8 protein-coding genes and 1 pseudogene are annotated in these 12714 nt (G+C 32.6%); all 9 read right to left on the reverse strand.

Annotation, left to right across the window (positions count from 1 at the left end; translation table 11 throughout):
• Positions 1-41: 41 nt before the first annotated feature.
• Positions 42-2276 carry an N-acetylmuramoyl-L-alanine amidase gene (locus tag BUC25_RS02920; protein ID WP_073199488.1) on the reverse strand — a complete coding sequence of 745 codons (2235 nt, stop codon included), beginning with the start codon at positions 2274-2276 and terminating at the stop codon, positions 42-44.
• Positions 2277-2764: 488 nt separating this feature from the next.
• Positions 2765-5887, reverse strand: coding sequence for a SpoIID/LytB domain-containing protein (locus BUC25_RS02925; protein WP_244535136.1), 3123 nt, complete (start codon positions 5885-5887; stop codon positions 2765-2767).
• Between the two features lie 88 nt (positions 5888-5975).
• The gene (locus BUC25_RS02930; RefSeq protein ID WP_073199493.1) at positions 5976-6989 is read right to left on the reverse strand and encodes a polysialyltransferase family glycosyltransferase; all 1014 of its coding nucleotides are present in this window, start codon (positions 6987-6989) and stop codon (positions 5976-5978) included.
• A 56-nt stretch (positions 6990-7045) separates the two neighbouring features.
• The gene (locus BUC25_RS02935; protein WP_073199495.1) at positions 7046-8182 is read right to left on the reverse strand and encodes a DegT/DnrJ/EryC1/StrS family aminotransferase; all 1137 of its coding nucleotides are present in this window, start codon (positions 8180-8182) and stop codon (positions 7046-7048) included.
• Positions 8175-8806, reverse strand: a pseudogene (locus BUC25_RS02940) (acetyltransferase). The gene BUC25_RS02935 and the pseudogene BUC25_RS02940 overlap by 8 nt, the downstream one beginning before the upstream one ends.
• Positions 8807-8818: 12 nt before the next feature.
• Positions 8819-9976, reverse strand: a complete 1158-nt coding sequence (gene neuC / locus BUC25_RS02945; RefSeq protein WP_073199497.1) for a UDP-N-acetylglucosamine 2-epimerase — start codon at positions 9974-9976, stop codon at positions 8819-8821.
• On the reverse strand, positions 9973-11007 hold the full coding sequence (neuB, locus tag BUC25_RS02950; protein WP_280174036.1) for an N-acetylneuraminate synthase: 1035 nt from the start codon (positions 11005-11007) through the stop codon (positions 9973-9975). The genes neuC and neuB overlap by 4 nt, the downstream gene beginning before the upstream one ends.
• 3 nt (positions 11008-11010) lie before the next feature.
• Positions 11011-11694 carry an acylneuraminate cytidylyltransferase family protein gene (locus BUC25_RS02955; RefSeq protein ID WP_073199501.1) on the reverse strand — a complete coding sequence of 228 codons (684 nt, stop codon included), beginning with the start codon at positions 11692-11694 and terminating at the stop codon, positions 11011-11013.
• A gap of 14 nt (positions 11695-11708) precedes the next feature.
• On the reverse strand, positions 11709-12713 hold the full coding sequence (locus BUC25_RS02960; RefSeq protein WP_073199502.1) for a UDP-N-acetylglucosamine 4,6-dehydratase family protein: 1005 nt from the start codon (positions 12711-12713) through the stop codon (positions 11709-11711).
• Between the last annotated feature and the right edge of the window lies 1 nt (position 12714).

A 12714-nucleotide genomic window follows, 5' to 3' on the forward strand; every position in this document is an offset into this window, starting at 1 on the left:
CTAATTATAGGTGGGTTTCATATATACCCACCTATAATTTATTAGTTTATTTTATATGTTAATACTTCATATGCTTGATATGCATTGGTAGAACCTTGTTCTCTTACATGAACTACTAGTTTATAGTTTCCTGCAACACTTGGTTTCCATCCAATATTTGTATCACTGCTATAGTTCTGAATTAAGATCCATTCTCCTGTATCTATATTCTTTTGCCAGAATTTATACTCTACTGGATTTTTGCTCGTTGCCTTAGCATTAACAATTATTCTTTCATTTACTGGCTGTGGACTTGCTTTGTCTGCTTCAAACGATGTGATGCTGAGCTCTAGGTTATCTACAGTATAACTGATAGTACTATAAACCTGATATGGTTCTGTAGATCCTTGTTCTCTTACATGGACAACTAGTTTATAGTTTCCAGCAACACTTGGATTCCATTCTATGTTTGTGTCACTACTATAGTTTTGGATTAACGTCCATTCTCCTGTATCTAGGTTCTCTTGCCAAAATTTATACTCTACTGGGTTAGAATCTGTCGCCTGTGCACTGACCATAATTCTTTCATTTACTGGTTGTGGACTTGCTTTGTCTGCTTTAAACGATGAAATAACAGGTTTCGGCTTCTCAATTACATAATTGAGCGTTTTATACGACTGATAAGGTTCTGTGGTCCCTTGTTCCCTTACATGAACCACAAGCTTATAGTTCCCTGCAACGCTCGGCTCCCATCCTATATTCGTATCCGTACTATAGTTCTGAATTAAGGTCCATTCTCCTGTATCTAAATTCTCTTGCCAAAATTTATACTCTACTGGATTATTACTTGTCGCCTTCGCATTGACTATTATTCTTTCATTTATTAGCTGTGGACTTGCCTTGTCTGCTTCAAACTCTGTTATATTCGGCTTACTGATCACATAATTAAGAGTCTTATAAGATTGATATGGTGTTGTTGAACCTTGTTCTCTTACATGAACCACCAGTTGGTAGTTTCCTGCAATAGTCGGCTCCCATCCTATATTCGTATCCGTACTATAGTTCTGAATTAAGGTCCATTCTCCTGTATCTAAATTCTTTTGCCAGAATTTATACTCTACTGGATTTTCATTTGTCGCCTTTGCATTGACTATTATTCTTTCATTTATAGACTGTGGACTTGCCTTGTCTCCTTCAAACTTTGTAATAGTTGGTTTTGGATCTTCTATTACATAATGGAGCGATTTATATGTTTGATATGATTTTGTAGATCCTTGTTCCCTTACTTGAACGACTAGTTTATAATTCCCTGCAACGCTTGGTTCCCACCCTATGTTCGTGTCACTACTATAATTTTGCAATAAAGTCCATTCTCCTGTATCTACATTCTCTTGCCAGAATTTATATTCTACAGGTTCACCAGAAGTCGCTTTTGCATTAACGATTATTCTTTCATCTACTCGTTGTGGACTTGTTTTATCTGCTCCAAATGATGTTATTACAGGAGTACCCAATTTATAATAATTAATTATGGAATTAGCTATTTTTAGCGCCATTTGTTCTTGATTATTTTTAATTTTAAATAAATCTTCTAAATTAGATGTAAACCCATTTTCTATTAGTATAGACGCCATGTTTGTATGTCTAGTTACATACAAATTATGATCTTTACTACCTGATGAGGTGTACCTTTTTTTAAATCCTAATGAAGCTAAAGCATCAGCAATATCTAATGATAGCTGTTGGCTTTCTTGTACTACACTATGAAAAGGCTTTTTATCATAAACGATAATATTATTCACATGTGCTTTTTTCGTTTTTCCATTATCACTATAAAATATATAGGATTCTCCATTTACTTTTTTCTCGTATAAATAATCATACGTTTTCCCATTATATTTGACATAATAATCATCACTCTGAATGTTAGCTCTGTATGAACTAAAATGCGTACTAATACCTTGTGCACTAGAATAATAGTTAGAATCATGATGGATACTTAAAAACAAATCAGCATTTTTTACGTTTGCAAAATCAGCTCTTTCCTCTAACGATAGATATTCGTCACCATTCCTTGTTAAAATAACTTCAGTAAAAGGATCTAGTCTATCTTTAATCAACCTGGAAAGCTCTAGATTAATGTCTTTTTCTTGCACGTTATAGTTAACTGCTCCAGGATCCCATCCCCCATGTCCCGGATCAATCACTATTCTTTTTGAAGCCTCCACTTGAATTCCTATCACCAAGAAGGAAATAAAGGCAAAAAGATAGGTAATTATTATTTTTTTATATTTCATTAAGTTCACTCCCGATGTTAATTAGTATTTCTCTACTTATCTTACGATCTCTCCTTAATTTTTTTGACTTAATATGATATTTGAGTTTTGTTCAAGTTAAATTGACATATGAATAATGAAAGGTTAATAGCGGAACGATTTGATAGATTCCAATTCCTTCTGATCAAACGAATTTAAAAGATTATAGAATTTACTCACTCCCCAGATATCTATTCACATTTTTATCACGGAGATGGCAACCGTTCGCAAGATTCTAATGAAAGAAGTCTCCATAGAACAGTACTTACTTTCTTATGTATCTATCGTATATATCACATAAAAGTGTCAGTAAGATTTTCATAACCTTTGCTGTTTGATTATATTTCAAAATTGGAAGGTTCCTCCTTTATAGGAATAAAGAAGGCCTTCCTTTTGTTTAGAACCTAAATATTGGATAGGTTTAATGAAATATAAATGAATATTTATTTTATGAGCCTCTTCGTTAAACCTCACTCAGTAATATGATATTTTATGAAAGAATATTTTTGATAGGGTTGCTGTGACCCTTGCTCTCTTACATGCACTACTAGTTTATAATTTCCAGCAACACTCGGTTCCCATCCTATATTCGTATCAGTACTATAGTTCTGGATTAAGGTCCATTCTCCTGTATCTAGATTCTCTTGCCAGAATTTATACTCTACTGGATTTTCACTTGTTGCCTTTGCGTTTACTATTATTCTTTCATTTACTGGTTGTGGGCTTAACTTGTCAGCTTCTAACGATGTGATACTAATATTCGGCTTTACTATGACATAATTGAAAGTTTGGTAAGCTTCATATGGTTTCGTAGATCCTTGCTCTCTAACATGAACCACAAGTTGATAGTTTCCTGCAACACTCGGTTTCCATCCTATATTTGTGTCACTACTATAGTTTTGTAATAGAGTCCATTCTCCTGTATCTAGATTCTCTTGCCAGAATTTATACTCTACTGGATTTTCACTTGTTGCCTTTGCATTTACTATTATTCTTTCATTTACTGGTTGTGGACTTTTTCTATCTACTTCTATCGTTGTAGTTATTGGTTCCAACTTATCTATCACATAATGCATAGTTCTGTAAGCTTCATATGGTTTTGTAGATCCTTGCTCTCTAACATGTACCACAAGTTGATAGTTTCCTGCAACGCTAGGGTTCCATTGTATAGACGTTTCACTACTATAATTCTGTAATAAGGTCCATTCCCCTGAATCTAAATTTTCTGCCCAGAATTTATACTCTACTGGGTTTTTAAATGTCGCATTTGAAGTGACTTTAATTGCTTCATTTACTAGTTGTGGACTTGTTTTGTCCGTTTCAAACAATGTGATACTTGGCTTCGGCTTCTCTATAACATAATTAAGAACCTTATACGCTTGATATGGCCTAGTGGATCCTTGTTCCCTTACATGAACCACTAGTTTATAGTTTCCTACTTCATTAGGCTCCCAGCCAATGTTCGTGTCACTACTATAATTCTGTAATAAGATCCATTCTCCTGTATCTACATTCTCTTGCCAGAATTTATATTCTACAGGATTAGTACTTGTCGCCTTTGCATTAAGTATTATTCTTTCATTAACTGATTGTGGACTCGGTTTGTCAGCAGTGTAGCTATTAAAATCAATATTTATATTTTCTTTCACTTCAAAGTTAATTGTTTTGTATACATCAAAACTTTTGTGGGATTCTACGTCTTTAACATGTACCACCAATCTATATTTACCAGCCTTAGACGGAGTCCATACTACTTTAGGATCATTCGAGTAGTTCCTTATCAATTCCCATTTACCGGTTTTAAGATTTTCTGCCCAATACTTATACTGTAATGCATTCTCACCAGAAGCATTTGTCTTCAACTCAATATTAGTGTCAGTACCTACAGGACTTTGGATATTCGAACTAAAATCTGAAATAATAGGGTCCCTAGTAGAATTTATTGTGTAATTCATTGTTAAATAATCATCATATTGGCTTGAAGAGTATTTATCTTTTACGTGAACATTAATCGTGTATTCTCCTGGTTTTTGGGGCTTCCAACTAACGCTATTCGAATCCGAATAATCTTTTAATAGATGCCACTCATCATTGTATAGAACCCAATATTTATATTCTGGTTGATATCCACCACTAGTATTTGCGGTAAATTGAATATTAGAATAACTGTTTTGTGGAGAAGGCTTGTCCGTTTTTATATCTGTAATACTAATTTTTGTTGGTATTTTACTAGTGTATTTTATTGAAATATCATTATAATAATGTTTCAATATTTCTCTATAATTTTTATTATAATTTTGGGCCATATTTTGAGCACCCCATTGGCTCATACCAACACCGTGACCAAATCCACCACCGTTAAAGATGTATTTACCATCTTGTAATGATAGTTGCTTAATGTTAATACTTTTCATTTTTGAAGTGCCGATCATGGATCTAAATGCTGTCAAAGGATATTTAACCTCAGTCTCAAATAAATAGACCCTTCCTTTAGAAGTCATTCTATAACTATTATTATCCAAGTTTTTTAATATATATTGAATTTTAATGGTTCCCATATATTCCTTATCAGGATTTAAATCTATTTTATCAAAATTCAGAGCTTTGATATCTATGATTTTCATTTCATATTTTTTATCTATAACTGTTCCATATAATTTAGCCTTCAAATTCCTCATAAATGAATAATCCGATTCACGAATTTCATCCCACCACTGTTCTGGTGTACCAAGACTTTTCCCCGCGAAACTTATTTGGACTTTCGAAATGGGAAAACTCCAATCATTATATGGATTTTGACTAAATCTATCATAAATATCTTCCTTATTTGTTAAATTAGGGTGCCAACTATTTTCTGTGCCCCAATAATTTTCATTAGAAAGAATTCTTCCACCGTTCGATGCAGAATAAACCGCTGATATTGTCCGATTATTTGCATCTAATAAAACTTCTCCTCTAGTTTGCCCAACAGCTTTTATAGCAGTATTATAAATTGATCCTTGAGGAATTCCTGCATATACTTGATTCGCTTGAGAATCTAGAATACTACTAGTGCTGTCAATATGGCTGTATGCTACCGTTCTTGCTGCTAGAGCCTGAGATTTTAAAGCATCAATATTCCATGATGGATACATTTCATAGCCTACTACACCTTTTAAATAGTCTTCAACAAATAGTTTATTGTATGGTCTTATATAGTTTCCTTCGGCTTTAAATGTCATTTCGCCCAAGTACGATAAAGTTTGTCCATATCGAACTGATTCAAAGATAGTCAAATAATGATATGGATTATATCTTTCTGGTCTAAACGTAAGTTCTTCAGTAAAAGTACCAAGTACGTTTGATCCTTCTTTTAATATTAGCTTTTCACCACTTTTGTTTATTGTATAGGAACCCCCATTTTTGAGGTCTATATTGGAATTATAAATATAGTAATTCCCATTAACTTCAAAATTAATTTCCGTTTGATTATTTACATAGTTCACTAGTTTTACAGATATTAGCCCAGGACCACTGGCGTGCACAGTATTATTTGTACTACTAATCGAAAGAGCTACAACCCCAATGATACACATAAACAGAAGCTTCAACACTTTATTCAATAGTATTCTCCTCACTTTTCTATTAAACTCTTTAACTTGCTAATTTAGATTTTTTAAACATTTTTGGGAATTTATTTTTCTATACTTTATAAACATTAATAATTTTTGAATAATAATCGTAAATCTTTTTTATCTCTTCTCTATTATTAGTATTCAATATTGATTCATCGATCATGAAAGAATCTATTTCCACTGTATCATCAAATAGAGATTTTAAGTTACCTAGTGCTGTTGAATAAAAAGAAGAAACATGATTTGGAATTTCGTAACTTTTCACCAAATAAAATTCAATAGGAATATCAAGTTTTAATATTCGAAATCCGAGATTTTCAATTTCATAAAGGAAATCATCATTTTCTGTTCTATGTGGTACATAAAAGAACTCTTTAGTTGAATCATAATGTTGCAATACTTTTTTTAACAGGTTTAAATACTCTTGCCTTGTTTTAATTATTCTTTTTTCAGTCAAAGGAGAACCCAAAAAAAAGAGATTATCTACTTTTGATTTATTTTCCTGCTGCTTTTTCAGAAATGTATAATTATTTTTAATTATTCTTATATTTTTCATCGGCTCTAAATTATAAGAAGTAAAGAATGTCATTTCTCTTTTTGACATTTTTTTTGAGATATTTCCGATACCCAACAATTTTCTCATTAAATTCTTAAAAAAAGCTTTCAAGCCTGTTATTTTTTTTACTCGATTCGGATTGGTCAAATTATTATATATTTTTAATGTTGCAGTCCCATCATCCAAAACAAATAAATCAGATTGCAAGAAGGAATTTATGAAACACTGTATCGCATCAGATCTAAAGTCTCCAATAAAAATTTTATCAATTTTCTCATAAGACCTTATCTGCCTCTTCATCCCGAAAATCCTTGTTAACCAACTTATTTTGCCTGATCCAAAACCTACCTTTTCAACATTATACCACTCGGAATTATCCGTTAGGTTCAACATTTGCTTCATAGAATTTGGATTTTCTCCATTATTAAGTAATAATGTACATGTTTCTGTTGGTAATTGAAAGTATTGCTTTGCTTCCATAGCATTTAATAATTGAAGCGGAGATTCAACAATAAAAACGTTCAAATATTACACCCTCCTTATTTGTACTCAAATACAAAAAGTCGAATACAGTTCAGAAATTAAGTTAATGCCGTTTTGATGATATCAATGACCTTATCTTGTTGTTCATTTGTCAAACTAGATCCAGAGGGCAAACAAATACCTGTGTCAAAAACTTTGTTAGAAAAACTGTCAGTAGAATGAGGATAGTATAAGTTATCTTTAAACAATGGTTGTTCATGTAGTGGCTTCCAAATAGGTCTAGCTTCTACATTCTCCTTATTCAATAAATCAATTAGTTCCATGTAATTTTTACGAACTAATTGAGGATTTAGTGTCAGAGTAGTTAACCAACGTGTAGAATAATAATCCTTAGGTTCTGGCATGAACTTTATACCATTAATTTGGGTTAGTTCACCTTTGTATTTGTTAAAAATTTCTCTACGTCTTTCGATTCTGGAGTCTAGCACCTCTAGTTGAGCCCTTCCTACCCCTGCTAATATGTTACTCAATCTATAATTATATCCAACATGACTATGTTGATAATGTATTGCTTTATCTCTTGCTTGTGTAGCTAAAAATTTTGCTTTTTCCATATAATAACTATCATTCGAAACCATCATTCCGCCACCAGATGTAGTTATTATTTTATTACCGTTAAAGGAAAAGATCCCTATTGTACCAAATGAACCAGACTTTTTACCATAATACTCTGCACCTAAAGATTCAGCCGCATCTTCAATTATTGGTACATTATATTGCTCACAAATAGTTAATATTTCATTCATATCTGCACTTTGGCCATATAAATTCACCACAATAATAGCTTTTGGCAGTTTATTATTTTTTTCCGCATCCTCTAAGGCTTTCCTTAGTGCTGTTGGTGACATATTCCAGGTTTCTGGTTCAGAATCAATAAATACTGGTTGTGCTTTTAAATAGAGAATGGGATTTGCTGATGCGATAAAAGTTAAACTAGAACAAAAAACGAGATCATCTTTTTTCACCTCTAAGAGTTCTAAAGCTAGGTGTATCCCTGCAGTACCCGAACTAACCGCAGTTGCATCTGATACACCTATATAATCAGCCATTTCTTTCTCAAAGGAGTCTACGTTTGGACCTAATGGTGCAACCCAATTAGAATCGAACGCATAGTCAATATACTTCCTTTCGTTTCCACTCATATGAGGTGGTGACAATAATATTCTCTCACTCATCGTTATCAACCCTTCTTTTTTCTTTTGCAGGAACTCCGTAAGCAACTGTGTAAGGTTTAATCTCATTTACAACCGTCGAACCTGCTCCAATTATGCTATCATTTCCTATAGTTATATTTTGAATAATAGAGGTTCCTACTCCTATATGACTTCGCTTACCAATAGATACATTGCCCGATAGATTAACTCCTGGAGATATATGCACATAATCATTTACAAAACAATCATGATCTATAGTCGATGATGTGTTTAGAATACAGTGATTTCCGATTTCACTTGAATGGTTAACAACAACATTCGGCATCAAAACAGTTCCATCTCCTATTGTAACATTCGACCCAATATAACAAGAAGGATGTATAGCTTTGCCAAAATAATAACCTTTATCAGCTATTTTTTGGGCAATTTTTAATCTTAACTTATTATCCCCAATCGCTATTATTACTTTTATTGATGATTTATTAGGAAATATTGATTCAATGTCATCCGTTCCACCAAGAATTTGATAGCCAATAAAACTATCTTTTTTGTAATCATCTATAATGCCTAATATATTTTTTTTTTAAGTTTTAATATATCCACAACCACTTTCGAGTGTCCACCAGCACCAACTATAACGTACATTATTCCACACCTTTAATATGATATTTTTTTATTGATAAGAGCATTATCAATCTCGATCGATGTTATAACTTCGATAATTTTTTGACTTGCATTACCTTCCCCATAAACATTTTTTACTTCTGTAAGCTTTTGACTAAATGCTTGTGTATCCATCATTTTAATGGCTTTTAATAGATCATCCTTGTTACAATCTACATCTATTACATTCTCTGAGCGTTCTCTCCCGATTTGCCTATTACCGATATTTATTACTGGCTTTTTGAATGATGCTGCCTCAATAATCCCTGACGACGAATTGCCGATAATAGCCAACGAGTTTTTAAGTATTGTTAAATATTCCATTGGACTAAAATTAGTAACAAAATGAAAATATTTATATTTCTTGTAATTTTCATATTCAATAATAATATCCTCATTCCCTGCATCTGAATTCGGCATTATTATAATTACATCTTTTCCTAACTGTGATAGTGAACTCATACATATTTGGATTTGAGACTTAACATCATTTACCTCTGTCGTAACAGGGTGAAAGACAAACAAGTAATAGTCCTTATTATTCAATACAATATTATGTTTTAATAATACATCTTCTGTTTGTGGCGTTTCTTGTGTTTTAATTGTGTCGATTCGAGGAGCTCCCACTTTGAATATTCTCCATTGATCTTCTCCTAATTTACTGATACGTTCAGCGCTCAAATCAGTTGAAGGAAAGTGAATATGTGATAACTTAGTGATCGCATGCCTTACAGATTCATCAATGGAACCTGAAACTTCTCCACCATGGATATGCGCTACTGGTATGTTCATATGAGAAGCAGAAATAGCCGCAGATAACATTTCGCCTCTATCTCCCAGAACAAGAACTATATCTGGTTTTAACCTTTGAAAAGACTGAGTCATTCCTATTATTCCAATACCAATTGACTTTGCCATGTTTTCTCCAGTAGAACCTTGTAGCAAAATATCAACCTTATCTGATATCGTAAAATGATCATTTTCAATTTCTTTCAACGTATTCCCATGATACGGAGACAAATGCATACCAGTAGCCAAAATTTGAAGGTTCAGATTTTCATTTTCATTAATTGTACTTATTATCGGATAATAAATTCCATAATCAGCTCTAGTACCAGTAATTACACATATATTTCTTTTAGGATTAATCATAGGATATCATCCCATTTAATAACTTGATCAGCTTGAACATCTTTTTTTATTTCTTTTCCTTGAATTAGTTCGAAAAATTTAGGCTCAATTCCGTTACCTGGTCTTTTAACCGTGAGAATATCCTCATTTAGTATGGTTCCTTTTGTTATTGCACTTTTTGCTACAATACTTTTCCTTGCTACTTCTTTTGTATCAGCTTCTGATGGCATGCACCTCTTTATGCCATCTCCTAATGCTTTCTCCAAATTCCTTATACTATTTACCATTTCTTTGAATTCTTTTGGGGTAATGGAAGCCTTATGGTCAGGTCCTTCCATGTTTCTGTCTAGTGTAAAATGTTTTTCAATTAATTTTGCACCGAGAGCAACAGCACCTATTGAGATTTCACTTCCGTCTGTATGGTCTGAATACCCTACGATATTCCCAAAACTATGCTTCATTGTGTTAATCACTTTTAAATTCACATCTTCATAAGGTGCTGGATAATCTGAAGTACAGTGCAAAAGGAGTACTTCTGAATCTTTTAGAATATTTAATGCTTCTTCAATTTCACCTAAATTTGCCATTCCAGACGATAAAATGATCGGTATGTTTAAATTAGCTAGACCTTTTAAGAAAGGATGGTTTGTTAAATCACCTGATCCAACTTTAAAAGCGTGCACCCCTATTCGCTCTAAAAAAAGTGCACTATCTATATCAAATGGCGTAGATAGAAATTCTATTCCCTTGTCTTCACAATATTCTTTTAAAATAATAAAATCTTGTTCAGTTAATTCAAGTTTTTTCAGCATGTTATACTGTGATTCATGCTCACCCATGTTTTTCTTTTGGTATTCTGCTAAATTAGCAGAACTAGAAACTAAACTTTTTGCCTTAAACGTTTGAAACTTTACTGCGTCTGCTCCTGATTCAACTGCTACATCGATCATCTTTTTTGCAATATTCATATCACCATTATGATTCACACCAACTTCGGCTATGATGTAAGTTGGTGAAGAACTATGAATAACCTTTTCGCCTATTTTTATCACCATTTAATCCTCCATATGTTTGTTCATCAGTATTTCTGCCAGATAAAGATCATAAATATCATCAATGTCAACTGATGATATTTTATCCATTATATAAGGGATTGCCATAGTGTCATATATTTTGTTTTTATTTAATACCATTTCCTTCGTAGTAATATATATAGCACCATTAATTTGATATATTGTTTCAAAGTCTTGTCTTCTTGTTACATCCGGTTTATTTTCAAGATAGTCGACTAATTTTCCATCATTTAATTTCTTCATAATGTTTGGGTGAACAGCTGCTTCCGATACACTGATTAATGGTGTTCGATTTTCATCATAAAATTGTTTAATTGCTTCATCTATATGCTTAGTCGTCCTTAAAGGAGAAGTAGGTTGTAGAAGTATCATATCGTCCATTTTTTCATCTAATTCTTTAATGGTATGACTTATTACATCTATAGATTTTGCATGGTCATCAGCTAAGCTTTTAGGTCTTATAAAAGGAACCTCAGCGCCATATTCTAAAGCCGCTGCAGCAATTTCATTATCGTCAGTTGAAACAATCACTCTGTCAACAAAGCTAGAGCTTTTAGCATTCTCAATAGTATGCGCAATTAAAGGTCGATTATTAAGCAATACTAAATTCTTCTTTTTTATACCTTTTGATCCACCCCTTGCAGGTATTAAAGCAACAATACTCATAATTAAAACAACTCCTAAAATAACAAATTCGTATTTTTTAATAAATCCTTAATTTCTTCTTTGAGTAATGGCTTTTCTGTTTTCGAAGAATATTCCTTTTTATCCGTCTTTGTAAAACCTTGCTTAGTATTAATTCTGTCATTCAATAACGAATCAATAGCATACATCTTATCATTTTCGAAAGCACGTTCCGACTCTTCCGATGTCATTAATTCTTCGTAAACTTTTTCCCCTGGTCTAATTCCGACTTCTGTTATCTTACCTGTATATGATTGTTGACTTTTAGAATTATAGTCTTCAATTAATACTTCTGCGAGGTCATTTATGAAAAGAACAGGCATTTTCAATACATAAGTCTCTCCACCTGTTGAAAATTCTCCTGCATTAAGAACTAACTTAGCTGCTTGTGGCACCGACATCATGAATCTTGTCATATCTTTATCTGTTAATGTAATGTCATTGTTTTGTTTTATCTGCTTCTTGAAGAGTGGTATCACTGACCCTCTAGATCCCATAACATTCCCAAATCTCACACACGAAAATGCCGTTTTAGCTGATCCTTTATAGTGTTCTGCTGCAGAAACTAATTTTTCTGATAACAATTTGGTTGCTCCCATTGTATTCGTTGGGTTAACCACTTTATCCGTACTCACTGCTACTACTTTTTCAACATTATTATCAATTGCAGATTCTATAATATTTTGTACACCAAAAACATTTGTTTTCACAGCTTCAAACGGGTTATATTCAGAAGAAGGTACATGTTTTAAGGCTGCTGCATGAAAAATGATATCAATGTCTTTAGTTGCATAATTAATTCTATCTTTATCACGTATATCTCCAATTAAATATCTTATATTACTGTATTCTTTTAGTTCATACTGTAAATCAAACTGCTTCGATTCATCTCTACTAAGAATTCTAATAACATTGGGTTCATACTTTAATAATTGTCTAACTATTTCACTTCCAATAGAACCTGTTCCACCAGTAACTAATATATTTTTTCCTTGATACATA

Origin of the sequence: Gracilibacillus kekensis (genome assembly GCF_900143085.1) — a bacterium.
In the GTDB taxonomy this organism is placed as follows: domain Bacteria; phylum Bacillota; class Bacilli; order Bacillales; family Amphibacillaceae; genus Gracilibacillus; species Gracilibacillus kekensis.